The sequence below is a fragment of the Weissella sagaensis genome, from assembly GCF_005405285.1.
GTDB lineage: Bacteria > Bacillota > Bacilli > Lactobacillales > Lactobacillaceae > Weissella > Weissella sagaensis.
Genome location: NZ_BJDT01000004.1, coordinates 1 through 16702 on the forward strand (window position 1 = coordinate 1; position 16702 = coordinate 16702).

The window sequence follows — 16702 nt, forward strand, 5'->3', positions numbered from 1 at the left end:
AATTTATTAGCGAATTGACTTCGCAAATGTTTTTTGTTTCAAGCTTAATGCTTGAAGACCCTACACATTTGTTCTATCGAAACGATATTCAGTTTTCAATGATCAACATTGCATTAAATAAATAATGCAAAGCGGACGACGGGAATCGAACCCGCATTCCCAGCTTGGAAGGCTGGAGCACTAGCCATTGTACTACATCCGCAAAGTGTTTCGTACGTCAACAACAATATATATAATACACACTGTCCAAGACAAAGTCAACACTTTTATCAAATAAATATTAAACTACTTTTTAATGATGAATAAACATAGCATCCCCAAAACTAAAGAAACGATATTGTTCCTTAACAGCATGTTCGTAAGCATTTAAAATATTATCCCGACCAGTAAAAGCAGCTACTAACATTACTAAAGTTGATTTAGGTAAATGAAAATTAGTAATAAACGCATCAACAACCCGCCATTGAAAACCAGGTTTAATAAATATTTCTGTCCACCCAGAGTCAGCTTTTAACTCACCGTCAAATTTAGCACCGATTGTTTCTAGCGTACGAATGGAGGTTGTCCCTGTAGCAACAATTCGACCGCCATTTGCTTTAACTTCGTTTAACGTTTGCGCTGCTTCTTGACTTAATTGATAGAACTCTGAATGCATTTTGTGATCATCAATATTGTCTTCTTCCACCGGCCTAAAGGTTCCCAACCCAACATGTAGTGTTAATTCAACCAACTTAATGCCTTTATCTGCTACTTTTTGTAGTAATTCAGGTGTCCAATGTAATCCTGCAGTTGGTGCGGCAGCCGATCCATTCACTTTTGAATAAACGGTTTGATAACGTTCTTGATCTTCCAACTTTTCCTTAATATAAGGAGGCAAAGGCATTTCACCTAACTCTTCTAAAATTTCTAAAAAAATACCATCATAATGGAATTTAATCATTCGACCACCATGGTCTAATTCTGCAATCACTTCTGCTGTCAAACGACCATCACCAAAAGTAATCTTTTGCCCAACTAAATATTTTTTAGCTGGTTTAACCAATGTTTCCCAAACATCATCTTGGTCTTGTCGAAGCAAGAGTACTTCAACATGCCCACCAGTTTCTGGTCGCTCACCATACAAACGAGCAGGTAAAACTCGTGAGTTATTCATGACTAAAGCATCACCAGGATTCAAATAATCAATAATATCGTAGAAATGGCGATCATGAAGTTCACCTGTATCGGCATTCATTTCTAATAAACGTGATCCATCTCGCTTCTTCAATGGTGTCTGTGCAATTAATTCTTGTGGTAATTCATAATCAAAATCACTCAAACTTGTAAAATTCTCTGCCATATATCTTTAATCCCCTTATTATCGTTTAGTATCAGGCACTGGTAGATTTAAATGTTGATATGCTGCCAATGTCACAACTCGTCCACGTGGTGTTCGCTGTAAAAAGCCAATTTGTAATAAATATGGCTCATATACTGATTCAATTGTGTCAACCTCTTCACCAATATTAGCAGCAATAGTATTAACACCAACGGGTCCACCCTGATAAAACGCAATCATTGTTTGCAAAATTTTGTGATCAACCTCATCCAGTCCCATACTATCAATTTTCAACAATTGTAAAGAAAAATTAACCATCTCATCATTAATAACCTTTTGACCTTTGACCGTTGAAAAATCACGAACTCTTCTCAGCAGACGATTAGCAATACGCGGTGTTCCTCGCGACCGTCGCGCCAATTCAAATGCCCCCTCACCAGAAATTTGGATATTAAAAACGTCTGACGACCGCTTAATAATTTGTGCTAATTCATCGTGCGAATAATATGCCATATGTTCTACAATCCCAAACCGATCACGTAAGGGTTGTGATAACATACCAGCTCGGGTCGTAGCTCCTATAAGGGTAAACGGTGGTAGTGGAAAATGAATTGGATGCGCAGTAGGCCCCTCACCTGCAATAATATCAACATAAAAATCTTCCATAGCCGAATATAACATTTCTTCAACTTGTTTTGGTAGTCGATGAATTTCATCAATAAATAAAACATCCCCTGGTGTTAATTCATTTAACAAGGCCAATAAGTCACCGGATTTTTCAATAGCAGGCCCAGAGGTTGTCCTGAGACCCACACCCATTTCATTGGCAATAACCATTGCTAAAGTAGTTTTACCCAATCCAGGTGGTCCATACAACAATGTATGGTCTAACGGTTCTGAGCGTTGCTGTGCTGCTTCAATATAAACTTGTAATCTTTGCTTTAAATCAGCTTGACCAATATATTGTTGTAAGGTATTTGGCCGTAAAGTTTGCTCAACCGTTTCTTCAACATTATCAGTGGACATGTCATGTATAAAATCTTCTGCCATCTAATAACATCTCCTTACTGTAATAGCTTCAAACCAGCACTAACATATTTAGCAGTAGTTTGTTCATCAAGTTTACGTAATGCTTTTTCAACACGGGTAATATCCTTTTTAGCATAACCTAATGCTTCCAAAGCCAAAAGTGCATCCGCTAATTGACTGTTTGGACTAACTGCCGGTACAATAGGCGCCACCTCATCACTCGCTAATGCCAAATCTGATAATTTATTTTGTAAGTCCAATACAATTTGTTGCGCTGTTTTTTTCCCAATGCCAGGAAACTTTGTTAAAAAGCCAACATCACTTTGTTGAATCGCATTAATTAATCCAGTATGGTCATTATTAGCTAAAATGGCTAACGCTGATTTCGGTCCAATCCCAGAAACATTTAACAACTTTTGAAATAAATTTTTTTCTTGCTTATTTAAAAATCCATACAAAGTATGTTCATTTTCACGAATGATTTGTTCGACATAGACTGTCATTTTACTATCCAAAGAAAATGCATATGGATTAGCAACTAAAATGCGATAACCAATCCCCTGTATTTCAATTACAATGTAATTTGGGGAGATTTCTGTAATCAGCCCATCTAAATATTCGTACATTTTTTTCTCCCATTCCAACAAATCGTTATTTCTATTATAACAGAAAAGCAGAATATGCTAATTGACAATTAGTGATTAGCTTTTCATAGTTACTAAAATTTATTACCATAAAATTCACGTTTTTTTCATATCTGTTAGTTATGATATGCTTATCGACTTAAGTTAAGCAATAGTTGCCATACACACTATTGCTAAGTCGTTTCGCTCCCTCATAAAGCGAAGAGTTATTTACGATAGTAAACACTCAATTAACATATCTCTTATTAAACCTATAGCAAAAACGAGCTAATTAATAATTAGCTCGTTTTTGTTGTAAACAATTATTAAAAGGCGATAAACGTGCAGGAAAAGGGCAAAACGCGTAAAATAAATAGTTAATAAGAAAACATTTTAATAGGAGACCGATATGTTAAAAGAAAAATTGTCACGATTACCAACTTGGCAAAGTAATCTCTTTATTCTTTGGTTTGGTGTCTTTATGACAGGTGTTGGGTTCAGTGAGGTAATGCCTTTCCTATCTTTATACGTTGATACATTAGGAAATTTCACAAAAAATCAATTAACTTTTTATAGTGGTATCACCTTCTCCATTACCTTTTTAATGACAGCAATCATTTCACCATTTTGGGGGAAATTAGCTGATAGTCGTGGTCGCAAACTAATGTTAATACGCGCTTCATTAGGTATGGCTATTGTCTTTTTTTTAATGGGCGCTGCCCAAAATATTTGGCAACTTATTTTTTTGCGTGCTCTTCAAGGTTTATGCGGTGGCTTCATCTCCAATGCTAATGCGATGATTGCAACCCAAACACCTAAAGAAAAGTCAGGTTATGCATTAGGCACACTTGTAACAGGGGTGACTGGCGGGCAATTATTAGGGCCATTTATCGGTGGTGTACTTGCCTCACTTGTTAATTACCGCATCGCTTTTATTATTACTGGTGTTATTTTTCTACTGGTATTTTTACTAGTTATCACTTTAGTCAAAGAAGAATTCACACCTGTTCCAAAAGGTAAATCACCTTCTCGTAAAGAAATTTTTGCCCAATTATCCTATCCCAAATTGACCATTGGTCTGTTTACAACAACATTTATCATCCAAATAGTGAATCAATCAATTAGCCCCATTATTGCATTGTTTGTCCGTGAACTAAATAATGGTTCTGGTAGTACAACACTATGGGCTGGTATCGTGGCTGCAATGCCTGGAATCGCAACAATGTTGGCAGCACCACGGTTTGGTCAATTAGGTGATCGAATTGGGACACATCGCATTATGTTAATGGGATTTAGTTTAGCATTTATTTTCATGTTACCAACTGGGTTTGTTACGGCTATTTGGCAATTAGTTATTTTAAGATTCATGATTGGTATTTCTGACGCTACAATGTTGCCTGCCGTTCAAACATTATTGACCAAAACAACACCAACTCAGGTTACTTCTCGTATTTTTGCATATAATCAATCATTTCAATCATTAGGATCCGTCTTTGGACCAATCATGGGAACCGTTGTTGCCATGTTCTTTGACTATAATGGTATTTTTATTGCCAGTGCCATGTTAATCTTAGTTAATGCTTGCCTGTTCTTTTATCGTACAAAGTCATTAAAGCACGATAAAAGCCTTAATTTATAAACTAAAAAGTCTGTCTTTGGGTAATCTCACTTTATATGAGATAAAACCAAAGACAGACTTTTTTTAATCAGTATTTATCCGTCTCATCATATGGTATAACACTAACAGAGCAAACTGTAGAGATCCAAATGATATAACAAATACTAAACTATGTGTTGATAATGATGTTAAAAACATGGTTAATACTTTATGTGGTGCACTAATTAATTCCCACGAATTAATTCGTAAAAATCTTCCCAAATAAATACCGTACGCTGACACAAAGGACAATACAATATAGAACACAACCGTCCATGTTGATGACAATACACCAGCGTAAACTCGACCAATAATATGGGCAGATGACAAGCCAAATAGCAATCCCATCAAAACACCGACTGCTAAAATTGCATAATTAAAAAACTGTGTTTCGGTCATTAGTCCCGTCCCAATTGAAGATAAGTGACTAAAATCAGTCACCATATACATCGCATTAGGGAAAAACGCTAACCATACCACTGTTAATCCTAACTTCAATAATAACTGACCTTTTTTACCGCTTAAATACCTAATAATTAAGGCCAAGTCGAAAGGTACTAATGCCAAAAATAAATTCCAAATCAGAAAATTGTAGTTGGTCGGCACAAGCCAAATGACTAAAAGCAAACTTAAAACGACTAAGTGCACCCTTAGAATATCTTTTTTCATTTTTTCTTCCAATACTTTTTGTTAGTTAAATCACTCTAATTTTACCCGGTCTAATGTAAAAAAGACTTAAAGTCTATTTTAATGTTTCTGTTTTAGCACTGACGCGCTGTTGATAGGGCACTTCAAACCAATCGATGTCACCAACAATGATTTCAATCTGACCAGCCATTTCATCAATAACCGCAACTTTAAACATCGTCATATCATCATCAGCGATTGCTACTTTAATTAGCACATCGACTGTATAAGTTGTATCTAAAATTTCATGGTTGTGTTGCTTTAACCAATAAGCTAAGGACTCATATTGACTATATGAAACTTTTAAACTAACTTCATGACGTTGAATCCGCTCAATTAATCCACTATCTTCAACACCACCAACAACTGTTCCAGCATATGCACGAACAAGGCCACCTGCACCTAATTTAATACCACCAAAATAACGTGTAACCACGACAGCTATATCTCGAATCGCATTATTTTTTAACACTTCTAACATTGGTACGCCCGCTGTTCCTGCCGGCTCACCATTATCAGAATACCGTTGAACTTCATTACGATTTCCTAACATATACGCCCAAACATTATGTGTTGCTTTGCGATGTTCGACATTAATCGATGCAATAAATTTTTTTGCTTCTTCTTCATTAGAAACTCGAGCCATATTCACAATAAAGCGCGATTTTTTAATCGTTTGTTCCCAAGTAACCTGTTGATTAGCAATCGTAATGTACTTCCCTAACTCACTAACATGCTCAACTTGATTTCCTGCCATAATTACTCCTTTCAACATCTAATAAAATAAAAAACGCTCATTTTCGAACATCAATCGAAAACAAGCATCTTCTAAAATTAAAAACAGCTACTAATCTTCGTATTCAAACTGGAAATCAACAATTTGAACCGTATCACCATTTTTTGCACCAGCTGCATGCAACGCCTCATCAACACCCATAAATCGAATTTGACGGGCAAAACGCATCAATGATTCCGTATAATTTGTATTTGTACGTTTAAACAAACGTTCAATTTCATTTCCAGAAAGAATCCAAACACCATCTTCATCACGACTTAGTTCAAATGGTTGCTCACGTTCCTCAAATTCATAATTAGCTTGATCTGCATCATCTTCAAGCATACCCTTAGGCAAGAATACTGGTGTTTCATCTAACAAATTAGCTGTTCGACGTAACAATGGTTCTAACCCTTCACGCGACAATGAAGAAATTGGCATAATTTCAATATTGTCAGGTATATTTTCATCATTTTGCAATTGATCTTTAAACATTTCCAAAGCCGTTTGTGCATCTGGCATATCCATCTTAGTTGGCACAATAATTTGTGGCCGTTCTAATAAGGCTGGATCATACGCTGCCAACTCTTGATTAATCTTTAGATAATTATCATACGGATCTTGCTCTGGATCAACACCAGACATATCAATCATATGCAAAATAACACGAGTGCGTTCCACATGACGTAAAAATTGAATGCCTAATCCAACTCCCTCAGATGCCCCTTCAATTAATCCAGGTAAATCTGCCATTACAAAATCACGACCATCTTCTAACCGAACCATTCCCAAATTAGGAACCAAGGTTGTAAAATGATAAGCTGCAACTTTTGGCTTAGCTGCTGTCACAACCGATAACAACGTTGACTTACCTACAGATGGGAACCCAACTAATCCCACGTCTGCTAAAACTTTCAATTCTAAGGCGATATCAAGTTCCTCACCTGGTTCACCATTTTCAGCAATTTCTGGCGCTGGATTCTTAGAAGAAGCAAAGCGGATATTACCACGACCACCGCGACCACCATGGGCAATAACTAAACGTTGGTTTTTTTCAGTTAAATCACCAATAACCTCGCCCGTTTCAACATTGGTAATCGTTGTTCCTTGTGGTACACGGATTACCAAATCATCTGCTGAACGTCCAGTCATGGCCTTAGTAGCACCATTACCACCTACTTTTGCTTTAAATTGGCGCTTATAACGAAAATCCATCAAAGTACGGAGTCCTTCATCAACTTCCATTATTACTGAGCCACCATTACCACCGTCGCCACCAAAAGGGCCACCCATATTGATATATTTTTCATGACGGAAAGAGACTGCTCCATCGCCACCTTTTCCTGCTTTAACAAAAATCTTTACTTGGTCGACAAACGCCATCGTTTATGACCTCACTTTCTTTTTTAGCTTTCTTAGCCAACTGTAAACTGTCGCATTTCATTTTACAGCACTTTCTCATATTTGACCACCATTAGTCAGTATGATGTTGTGTTGCTGTTAAGGAAATTTTGATATTATTAGCTACTTTTTCAGATATACCCAATTTTTGTAGCTCACTAATTGATGCTTGTGCCATTTTATTCATCGATCCAAAATTCGTCAATAACTTTTGTCGTGTTTTAGGTCCAACACCTGCAATTTCATCCAACCTTGAACCAAGTGAACTTTTAGAGTGCAACTGACGATGAAAGGTAATGACAAAACGATGTACTTCATCTTGAATACGTTGTAACAAGTAAAATCCTTGTGAATTTGGATCAAGATGTACATGATCTGCGCCTTCTTCTTTTAACAAATCTGCCGTTTTGTGCTTTTCGTTTTTAACCATGGCTGCAATCGGAATGGTTAGTCCTAATTCATCCTCAATGACTTCTTTAGCCGCATTTAATTGAATGATGCCACCATCCATGAGAATTAAATCCGGCAACGCGCTATGCTCTTTTAAAAGTCGCGTGTAACGCCGCCGAATAACTTCCATTGTTTCAGCTCGTTCATCTGCATGCAAGACATTTTTATTTTTATATTTACGGTACTTATTCTTATTTGGAACGCCATCTTCAAAAACAACCATAGCTGAAACCATATCGGCACCTTGTAAATGAGAGTGGTCAAATGCTTCAATTACATTAATTTTTTCAATTCCTAACGCATCTGCAATTTCTTGCATTGCTCCGGTTGTTTTTGACTCATTCATTTCTAATAATCGAAACTTTTCATCTAAAACAATTTTTGCATTCTTGCCGGCTAATGCTAATAGCGCCCGCTTTTCACCACGTTGTGGGGTTCTAACAGGAACGTTTAAAACTGCTGCAATTGATTCGGTATCAACGCCTTGTGGTACTAGAATTTCTTTGGGTAATACAGAATTGCGACGATTATAAAACTGTAAAATAAACCGCGCTAATTCCTCTTCTGGTGTATCAATAATTGCAAATAAACGTTTTTCTCGCTTTAATAAACGTGATTGCCTTATAAAGAATACTTGTACTGATAACCAACCTCGATCCATATAAAAATTAAAGATATCACGTGGTGTCCCATCACGTGATATAATCTGTTGCTTTTCAACTGTTGCTTCAATAAATTTTATTTGATCGCGTAAATCAGCCGCCCGTTCGTATGCCATGTCCGCTGCAGCTGCTGCCATTTTCTTTTGCAACATCTTGCGCACTTCCTTAGTATCGCCTTCCAAAAAGCGTTTAATTTGTTTGATTTGTGCACTATATTCAGTTTCTGGGACTTCTTTGTAACAAGCACCCAAGCATTGACCAATATTTGCATATAAACAAGGTCGCCCTTGATAACCGTTACAGCGACGCAATGGATATACTTTTTGTAAAAAATGAAGGGTTTCTTGCGCTGCATATACATTTGGATAAGGACCAAAATAATGAGCGCCATCTTTAGTTACTTCATTAGCTAGTAAAATTTGTGGATCACGTTCATTGGTAATTTTAATATATGGATAACCAGTACCACGCTTCAACCGAATATTATAGTATGGCTGATATTTTTGAATCAACGTAATTTCTAAAAGTAATGATTCCTTTTCTGAACTAGTCACGATGAAATCAAAATCAGCAATATTTTCTACTAATTGCGCTGTCTTACCAGTATGGTCACTTTTAAAATACGAGCGCACTCTGTTTTTCAAATTTTTAGCTTTACCCACATAAATAATTTTGCCATTTTTATCTTTCATTTGATATGAGCCTGGCAAATCGGGTAATAACATTAACTTTTGTTCAATATGTTTTGTTGTCATCTAGTAGCCTTCCTTCATGATTTAGCTGACAATTTTTTATATTATATCATCACCGGGCATTTAACCAATTATTAAGCAAACATGCTATAATAAACCTAATTTATTAATTAGGAGGTTCTCTTTCATGCCACTACAAACAAAAAGAAATGACGAACTAACTCGTCAGGTTGACGAACTATTCGACATCCCTGACTTGAATGACAAGGATAAAAATCGTTTTCTTGGTAAGAACGGTCACGAAGAAAATTAAAGCTAACGATATTAAAACCACCATAATTAAATGGTGGTTTTTAGTTTTTATTTACCTATTAATCATAACAACCCCGTACTCTTTTCTCAATAGTACGAGGTTGTTATTTTATATAACCATTATGGTTTTTTTGAGAAAAGCCCTTTTAAACTAAGTAATGCTGCTTTAGTAATATTACCATCGTTATAAGTTAAGACATTACGCTTATATACACGTAGTCCATACCGAGCTAAGAAAATTAGCACAATTATCTCTAATGCTAAGGCGATAAATGCATCTGCCATATTCGCATACTGCAATCCCAAACGTGCCGGCATAAGTGTTTGCGAAATAAATGGGACGTATGATAAAGCATTAATAAACACATTATTTGGTTGCCCATTCAAAACAAACGTCAAAATATAACCAATCATTGCAATATAAGTTATTGGTGAAACTGCTTGTTGGACTTGGCTCAGGTCGTTTACCATTGCTGAAACTATTGCTGTTAAAATCATGTACAAAAAGATACCAACAAGTGTTAAAAGCCCTGTCATAACCGCAAATTTTGCATCCACACCCGTTAAGAGATCTTTAATCAACTTGACAAACTGATTATCACCAAAGAAAATGGCTGTTACCCCAACTACCACAAGATAAATCAGTCCGTGTGTAATCGCTAAACCAGCTATCCCTAATAATTTACCAAAGAATTGAATTCCTGGTGATGTTACCGCCAGCAAAATCTCCATAATACGTGATGACTTTTCATTAGCAATCTCTTGTGAAATCATCCCCACATAAGCAGTTAAAAAGATAAAAATGAAAATGCCTAAAGCAGCTGATAACATTTGATTAGCTCGATCTGTTGCTTGCCCACCTTGTGATGACTTACCACTTTTACTATAAATACTGGTTTGAAAATCTGGTTTTGACACCAAGCTGTTAAGTTGATTTGGTGTTAAATGTAATTTATCCGCTTGACTAAGCATATGATACTGATCAATTGTCGTTTGTAAAGTCGTCTCTGACAAATTTTCAGCATTAACTGACATCTTTAGCGCATAACTCGTTGGCGTTGATGTCAAATAGCCATCAATCCTGTCTTGCTTTAAATCATGTTTTGCGGTTGCTAATGAATCGACATTTTTAAACTTTGCTTTAACCGTATGATTTTGCTTTAAATAATTATTTAAAGGCTGATTGTCCACAACTGCAACAGTTGGTTGCTTATGACTTTGTGTTGCATCCATAATCAATGTAATACCAACAATTGCCAAAACAATTAACAATGGTGCTAAAACAACTGACCAAAACCCAAATGTCTTAAACCGATTCAGATATGTTTGGTGCGCTACTAAATACAATTGTCGTTTACTCATAAACATTTCCCCCTGTTACTTCACGACGGAAAATTTCATCTAAGGTCGGTGGCTGCTGTGAAAATACAGGTACATAGCCATCTTTAGCCACTAACGAAAAGACACTTTTACCAGCGGTCGGTTCAGCTAATTTAAGATGCCGGCCAACACCTTCCGATTGAATATTTACTACGCCAGGGATTGCTAATAATTGTTCGTCAGTAACTGATGATTCCAAATATATCTCACTACGACCAAAAGATTCGCGGATTGCATTAAGTTCCCCGCTCAACACTGTTTTACCATGTTTTAACATTAACAGTTCATCTGATAATTTTTCAACACCACTCATATTATGTGAACTAAAAATAATATGGGCACCATTTTGTTTAAGCCGCAAAATTTCATTCATCATTAATTGCGTATTCACTGGATCTAGTCCTGTAAAGGGTTCATCTAAAATCAACAATGAAGGTTCTGCAATCACGGTTGCAATTAACTGCACTTTTTGTGCATTACCTTTAGATAAACTTTGTACTTTATCTGAAACTTTACCGACAACATCTAATTTTTTCATCCATGAATTTAATTGTTGTTTTGCATCAGCCTTTTTCATACCATGTAATTCAGCAAAATAGACCACCTGCTGTTCTATTGATATTTTTTGATATAAACCACGTTCTTCTGGCAAAAAGCCGATATTTTGCCTATCTTCATTCGTAATGGCATGGCCGTCCCAACTGATTGTGCCTTTTGTTGGTTGAATGAAATCAAGCATCATACGAAAAGTCGTTGTTTTACCAGCACCATTTTGCCCAATTAAGCCAACGACATGCCCGGGTTTTAGCTGCATATTCATATCATCAACCGCCAGTTTATCACCAAACTGTTTGGTTAAATTTTGTAATTCAATCATATAAAACTCCCCTTTAGATTAGCAGTTAACTACTATAGAATAGCATATTTACCAACATAATACGGCAATATATAACAAATGAAGCCGGAAAACACACAGTCTATTTCCCAGCTTCGTTTATATTATTTGATTTTAACTGTTATTGACTACTCCGTTTAAATCGGTCCATCATTTCGGCAGTAAATTTTAATTCACGTGGCTTCGAACCATTAGCTGGCCCAATCAATCCACGATCTTCTAATGAGTCAATAATTCTACCGGCACGATTATATCCCATACCAAAGTGACGTTGAATTGATGATGTAGAAGCACCATCAGCACGAAGAATGAATTCTAAAACGTCATCCCACTTTTCGTCAAGATCATCATCACCCGAACTATGACCACCTTCTAATGCCTGAACTTCAGCATCAGATACGGCCATTGATTCATCATATTGTGCACTACCTTGTTGTTTGATAAAGTCAGTCAGAGACTCAACATCTTCATCTGAAATAAAGGCACCTTGAACACGTTGCGGACCATTTGAACCAATTGGTGCAAAGAGCATATCTCCACGTCCAAGTAACTTTTCAGCACCATTACCATCCAGAATAGTACGTGAATCGACACCTGAAGAAACTGCAAACGCCATACGTGATGGCACGTTAGCTTTAATCAAACCCGTTATAATATCAACAGATGGTCGCTGCGTTGCAACAATCATATGAATACCAGCAGCACGACCAAGTTGCGCAATTCGTACAATCGCATTCTCCACATCACCAGACACTGATGAAGTCATCATTAAATCAGCTAACTCATCAATAATAACGACTAAGTAAGGCATTTTTTGACTAACAACCCCTTTTGTCGCTTCATCTCGTTTTGTCACTAAGCGATTGTAACCATCAATGTTACGTACACCTTCCTGTGCTAATAGTTTAAAACGACGATCCATCTCAGCTACAACTTTTTTCAAACCTAACGCTGCTTTCTTTGGATCGGAAACAACCGGTGTGATTAAATGTGGAATATCGTTATAAACTGATAGCTCAACTTTCTTAGGATCCACTAACATTAATCGAACTTGTGATGGTTTAGCTTGTAACAAAAGTGATGCTAAAATGCCATTAATGGCCACTGATTTTCCAGAACCAGTTGAACCAGCAATTAACAAGTGTGGCATCTTGGTCAAGTCAACCTTGACTACGCCACTTGTTACACCACGTCCTATTGGTACGACCAATGGTTTATCCGTATCAATCCCTGCTTCTTCAACCATATCACGGAAGCCAACCGTTGCCTGCTGATCATTAGCAACTTCAATGCCGACAACATTTTTACCCGGAATGGGAGCTTCTATACGTAAAGATTTTGCTGCCAAAGCTAATGCTAAATCATCAGCTAAGTTTTGAATCTTTGAAACTTTCACACCAACAGCTGGTTTGATTTCATACTGGGTTACAGTTGGTCCTAAAACTACCTTTTCAACTGTCGCATTTATCTTAAAACTTTGTAATGTTTCATGTAGAATACGTGCTTTTTCACTCAATGCATCACGTTCTTTAGATTGATCAGTTGACCCAATATGTTGTAACAAATCAGTTGTTGGTAAACGATAATCTTTATCATCAATGACCGTGCCTAATCCACTAGCATCAACATCAGCTGTTGGTTCTGTTTGCGTTGAAGGCGTGACATGCCGTTCTTCTTGATGCGGTTTAGTAGCTGTTGTAAGCTTTTGTGCCGGCTCATGCAACATATCAACGTGTGAGTGACTTGACGTTGTTTGACCCTGTTGTGTTGAAGCCAAATCTGACTCTGCCATGAAATCTTGTTCTGGTACAAAATCATCTTCTGGTAAATCTTGACCATAAACAACTGGTTCAACACGATCCGCCGACTGAATAACACGTTTAGAGTCAAAACTTGTCGGTGGTACTGTATCAAATGGTACATCATCAGCAGCTTGTGATTGCGCTGGCGCTTGTTGCCATGATGATTCTTTTGCGTTTAGCAAATTTGGATCCACTGCCATTGTGGCCTGTTTTTCTGATTGTGACTCTGGTGCCACAATTTCTGGCAATACAAAATCAAATTTTGTTGCCGAAGCTTCTTGATCATCTTGTTGCTTATCTGGCAAGGTCGATTTCGTTTTAAAATTAACTTTTCCAGAAGAAGTGGCTTCGATAGTCGGTTTTTGAGCCTTTTGTTGCTCATTACCAAATGGATCTTCATTAAAAAAATCCTTCATCGCCTCTTGTTGCCGCTCTTTTTGATTACTACGGAAAGTATTGATTGATTCGGTCATTTTTTCGTGAGCATTTGTCGCTTGTGTTTGGACCAAGTCGCCGGCACCTTCTGCCAACGTAAAGAAATTATCAAAAACGCTTCGCAAAGGTAGTTTAAACATTACAACTAAACCAACTAATATAAAAATAATTGCAATCAGCCATGAACCAAAGTTTCCCATAGCCAAATAGGTATATTGATACAAAACCGCACCAATGATACCACCACCGACGGGCGTTGTTACAGCATGGTTATTTAAATCTTGATTTATCAAAGATTGAATAGTCGTCACATACTCACTATGCAAATTCATTTTGTTAAATAACAAAATAGAACCCATTAAAATAATTCCGATATAAAATACCACGAAGCCAATATAGTGATGTCCTTTAATTCGAGGTGGCCAGGTACCATATGCCATTACAACTAGAAACGGAATTAATAAAACAACTAGCAAAAATTGATATGATCCACCAACAATTAAGCGAACTAGATTGGCGACTAGCTTCCCTACTAATCCAACTTTAACAATCGCTAAAAGCGATAAAATGACAGCAATTAATCCTGAAAATTGCGGTAATCGTTGTATAAACCACGCCAATGTATCATTGCTTTGCTTTTTTTTGCGAGCAGTCGTTTTCGTTGGTCGTCGTTTTGTTGTTGTTGTTTTTCTGGGTGTTGTTTTTTTATATGCCATATGAGCCTCCTTTCTTAAATATTAATGATAAATTAGTCTTATATTATTTTAGTTTATCGTAATCGTATTCATGTGTTAAATCAAGATTTGGGAAATTTTGTTGACGCAAAACTTCATAAATAATAATTGAAGCAGTATTCGATAGGTTCAATGAACGAATATGTTCATCATTTTGTGGAATACGTAAAGCTTGATCAGGATGAGCTTTCATAAAGGGTTCTGGTAACCCAGTTGTTTCCTTACCAAATAGGAAGTAATAATCATGATCTGGATTTGTATAATCTGCTTGATGATATGATTGCTTGGCAAATTTTGAAATTAAAAACAATTCATCCGTTTCCTTTAACGTTTCCATAAAGGCCGGTAAATTCTTGTGAACTTTAATATCAACATTGTCCCAATAGTCTAATCCTGCACGCTTGACGTGCTTATCATCTAGTTTAAACCCCAATGGCTCGATTAAATCTAATTTTGTATTTGTACCCGTAGCAGTTCTAGCAATGTTACCTGTATTAGCTGGCATTAGTGGTTCAAATAAAACAATGTGATTCGTACTCATAAAAAAATTTCTCCTCTTCTTAGGTCGTTTTTAACCTATACGTGATTAATGCATACAAAAACAAGTATAGCACGGACGACAGGTCACTTGTGCTATACTTGTTAAAATTTATAATGTTTTAAAGTGAATCGGACTGTTCTTCAAATAAATTAGAAGTAGACCGCCACCAACTATAAAATCGTGAAATCAAGACCTTCATAATCGCGTAGCCAGGTACACCAAATATAACACCTAAGATACCAAAAATATTACCTGCTGATAACAATACTAGTAATACTGTCACTGGATGAATCTTCAATGATGATCCTAATAACTTTGGTGAAATAATTCGACCTTCTAGGGTTTGTTCAATCATAAAGACAATCAACACAGATACTAACATCATTGGCGAAATGAATATTCCTACCACAATTGGTGGTACCATTGATAAAAACGAACCCAAAAATGGAATAATATTTAATATTCCTGCAATGATGGCAATTAACCAACCATATGGCAAACCAATAATCGTATAGCCAATTGCAAACATAACCATTACTGCGAAGGCAACTGAAATTTGACCACGAATATAATTTGAAATTTGACGACTAATTTCCTTTAAAGTTGTTAAAAATGACTGCCGCGTTTTAACTGGTAAAAAATTGGCAATATATTTAGGCATTTGGTGACCGTCTTTAAGTAAATAAAAGAGAACAAATGGAAATGTAATAATTGCAATTACCACTGATGTCACAGTACCAAGTACTGAAGTTACACCATGTAGACCTTTTTTAGCATATTCGGCTGAATAATCTTTTAACCAATTAGAAATTTCATCATTCGTATTATTAAACCATTTGTTTACATTATCAAATTTACGATCAGTTGTAACCTGATCAACGATTCGTACAATTTTGTGCCAATACATTGGCCATTGATTGATCAATTCCATAATTTGGCCACTAATCCATGGAATAAAAACGGCCAATCCCCAGACAATCAATAGCGCTAAGACAATAAATTGAATCGCAATAATTACTATTCTTGAAAGATTGAATCGACGTTCTGCCCAATCAACCATCGGATTAAGTAGAAAGTAAAAAACACCTGCTATCACAATTGGTGCCCCTACAGCACTAAAAAATTGTGCAATTGGCTTAAAAAGGAATGCAACCTTGTTTAGCATAAATACAATAATTAAGAATAATAAAACAACCAGCATAACTGATACAATTTTATTATCCAAAAACCACCGTTGAAAATTTGATTGTTCTTTAGGTTCCTTTTCCATATTTTGCTCCTTTAGGACATGAGTTATAAAAAGCACCCT

The 16702-nt window shown here is 36.4% G+C and carries 14 protein-coding genes and 1 tRNA gene; 2 read left to right on the top strand and 13 right to left on the bottom strand.

Going from position 1 to position 16702, the window contains the following annotated elements; genetic code table 11:
• Positions 1 to 130 precede the first annotated feature (130 nt).
• From FFM55_RS04780 to ruvA, 4 genes are all read right to left on the bottom strand, one after another.
• Positions 131 to 202, bottom strand: a tRNA-Gly gene (locus FFM55_RS04780).
• 90 nt (positions 203 to 292) lie between these two features.
• Positions 293 to 1339 carry a tRNA preQ1(34) S-adenosylmethionine ribosyltransferase-isomerase QueA gene (gene queA / locus FFM55_RS04785; protein ID WP_042494681.1) on the bottom strand — a complete coding sequence of 349 codons (1047 nt, stop codon included), beginning with the start codon at positions 1337 to 1339 and terminating at the stop codon, positions 293 to 295.
• An 18-nt stretch (positions 1340 to 1357) separates the two neighbouring features.
• Positions 1358 to 2368, bottom strand: a complete 1011-nt coding sequence (gene ruvB, locus FFM55_RS04790; RefSeq protein WP_137600614.1) for a Holliday junction branch migration DNA helicase RuvB — start codon at positions 2366 to 2368, stop codon at positions 1358 to 1360.
• A gap of 14 nt (positions 2369 to 2382) precedes the next feature.
• On the bottom strand, positions 2383 to 2973 hold the full coding sequence (gene ruvA / locus FFM55_RS04795; RefSeq protein WP_042494679.1) for a Holliday junction branch migration protein RuvA: 591 nt from the start codon (positions 2971 to 2973) through the stop codon (positions 2383 to 2385).
• A 406-nt stretch (positions 2974 to 3379) separates the two neighbouring features.
• Between ruvA and FFM55_RS04800 the strand changes: the two genes are divergently transcribed.
• On the top strand, positions 3380 to 4609 hold the full coding sequence (locus FFM55_RS04800; protein ID WP_042494678.1) for a multidrug efflux MFS transporter: 1230 nt from the start codon (positions 3380 to 3382) through the stop codon (positions 4607 to 4609).
• Between the two features lie 63 nt (positions 4610 to 4672).
• Here the strand turns inward: FFM55_RS04800 and FFM55_RS04805 are convergent, their stop codons facing one another.
• From FFM55_RS04805 to uvrC, 4 genes are all read right to left on the bottom strand, one after another.
• Positions 4673 to 5296: a DUF1361 domain-containing protein gene (locus tag FFM55_RS04805; protein ID WP_137600615.1), complete on the bottom strand. Its 624-nt coding sequence runs from the start codon at positions 5294 to 5296 to the stop codon at positions 4673 to 4675.
• Between the two features lie 73 nt (positions 5297 to 5369).
• Complete coding sequence (locus tag FFM55_RS04810) at positions 5370 to 6071, bottom strand: YigZ family protein (protein WP_042494676.1); 702 nt, start codon at positions 6069 to 6071, stop codon at positions 5370 to 5372.
• A gap of 90 nt (positions 6072 to 6161) precedes the next feature.
• Entirely contained in the window at positions 6162 to 7472 is a 1311-nt protein-coding gene (obgE, locus tag FFM55_RS04815; RefSeq protein ID WP_042494675.1) for a GTPase ObgE, read from the bottom strand.
• A 91-nt stretch (positions 7473 to 7563) separates the two neighbouring features.
• Entirely contained in the window at positions 7564 to 9357 is a 1794-nt protein-coding gene (gene uvrC / locus FFM55_RS04820; RefSeq protein WP_042494674.1) for an excinuclease ABC subunit UvrC, read from the bottom strand.
• A 124-nt stretch (positions 9358 to 9481) separates the two neighbouring features.
• Here uvrC and FFM55_RS10045 point away from each other — a divergent pair, with 124 nt between their 5' ends.
• Complete coding sequence (locus tag FFM55_RS10045; RefSeq protein ID WP_266102246.1) at positions 9482 to 9607, top strand: hypothetical protein; 126 nt, start codon at positions 9482 to 9484, stop codon at positions 9605 to 9607.
• Positions 9608 to 9726: 119 nt separating this feature from the next.
• Here the strand turns inward: FFM55_RS10045 and FFM55_RS04825 are convergent, their stop codons facing one another.
• The 5 genes from FFM55_RS04825 to FFM55_RS04845 all read right to left on the bottom strand — a co-directional run bounded on the left by FFM55_RS04825 (position 9727) and on the right by FFM55_RS04845 (position 16663).
• Complete coding sequence (locus FFM55_RS04825) at positions 9727 to 10968, bottom strand: ABC transporter permease (RefSeq protein WP_052348472.1); 1242 nt, start codon at positions 10966 to 10968, stop codon at positions 9727 to 9729.
• A complete protein-coding gene (locus tag FFM55_RS04830) occupies positions 10961 to 11863 on the bottom strand; it encodes an ABC transporter ATP-binding protein (RefSeq protein WP_042494671.1) in 903 nt (300 codons plus the stop codon). The genes FFM55_RS04825 and FFM55_RS04830 overlap by 8 nt, the downstream gene beginning before the upstream one ends.
• 139 nt (positions 11864 to 12002) lie before the next feature.
• A complete protein-coding gene (locus FFM55_RS04835) occupies positions 12003 to 14834 on the bottom strand; it encodes an FtsK/SpoIIIE family DNA translocase (RefSeq protein WP_042494669.1) in 2832 nt (943 codons plus the stop codon).
• Positions 14835 to 14877: 43 nt separating this feature from the next.
• A complete protein-coding gene (locus tag FFM55_RS04840) occupies positions 14878 to 15393 on the bottom strand; it encodes a tRNA (cytidine(34)-2'-O)-methyltransferase (protein WP_042494668.1) in 516 nt (171 codons plus the stop codon).
• A 118-nt stretch (positions 15394 to 15511) separates the two neighbouring features.
• The gene (locus FFM55_RS04845) at positions 15512 to 16663 is read right to left on the bottom strand and encodes an AI-2E family transporter (RefSeq protein ID WP_042494666.1); all 1152 of its coding nucleotides are present in this window, start codon (positions 16661 to 16663) and stop codon (positions 15512 to 15514) included.
• Positions 16664 to 16702 lie beyond the last annotated feature (39 nt).

What these genes read in the sequence shown, in the direction of transcription:
- queA (WP_042494681.1), bottom strand. Translation starts at nt 1,339, where the DNA reads ATGGCAGAGAATTTTACAAGTTTGAGTGATTTTGATTATGAATTACCA.
- ruvB (WP_137600614.1), bottom strand. Translation starts at nt 2,368, where the DNA reads ATGGCAGAAGATTTTATACATGACATGTCCACTGATAATGTTGAAGAA.
- ruvA (WP_042494679.1), bottom strand. Translation starts at nt 2,973, where the DNA reads ATGTACGAATATTTAGATGGGCTGATTACAGAAATCTCCCCAAATTAC.
- FFM55_RS04800 (WP_042494678.1), top strand. Translation starts at nt 3,380, where the DNA reads ATGTTAAAAGAAAAATTGTCACGATTACCAACTTGGCAAAGTAATCTC.
- FFM55_RS04805 (WP_137600615.1), bottom strand. Translation starts at nt 5,296, where the DNA reads ATGAAAAAAGATATTCTAAGGGTGCACTTAGTCGTTTTAAGTTTGCTT.
- FFM55_RS04810 (WP_042494676.1), bottom strand. Translation starts at nt 6,071, where the DNA reads ATGGCAGGAAATCAAGTTGAGCATGTTAGTGAGTTAGGGAAGTACATT.
- obgE (WP_042494675.1), bottom strand. Translation starts at nt 7,472, where the DNA reads ATGGCGTTTGTCGACCAAGTAAAGATTTTTGTTAAAGCAGGAAAAGGT.
- uvrC (WP_042494674.1), bottom strand. Translation starts at nt 9,357, where the DNA reads ATGACAACAAAACATATTGAACAAAAGTTAATGTTATTACCCGATTTG.
- FFM55_RS10045 (WP_266102246.1), top strand. Translation starts at nt 9,482, where the DNA reads ATGCCACTACAAACAAAAAGAAATGACGAACTAACTCGTCAGGTTGAC.
- FFM55_RS04825 (WP_052348472.1), bottom strand. Translation starts at nt 10,968, where the DNA reads ATGAGTAAACGACAATTGTATTTAGTAGCGCACCAAACATATCTGAAT.
- FFM55_RS04830 (WP_042494671.1), bottom strand. Translation starts at nt 11,863, where the DNA reads ATGATTGAATTACAAAATTTAACCAAACAGTTTGGTGATAAACTGGCG.
- FFM55_RS04835 (WP_042494669.1), bottom strand. Translation starts at nt 14,834, where the DNA reads ATGGCATATAAAAAAACAACACCCAGAAAAACAACAACAACAAAACGA.
- FFM55_RS04840 (WP_042494668.1), bottom strand. Translation starts at nt 15,393, where the DNA reads ATGAGTACGAATCACATTGTTTTATTTGAACCACTAATGCCAGCTAAT.
- FFM55_RS04845 (WP_042494666.1), bottom strand. Translation starts at nt 16,663, where the DNA reads ATGGAAAAGGAACCTAAAGAACAATCAAATTTTCAACGGTGGTTTTTG.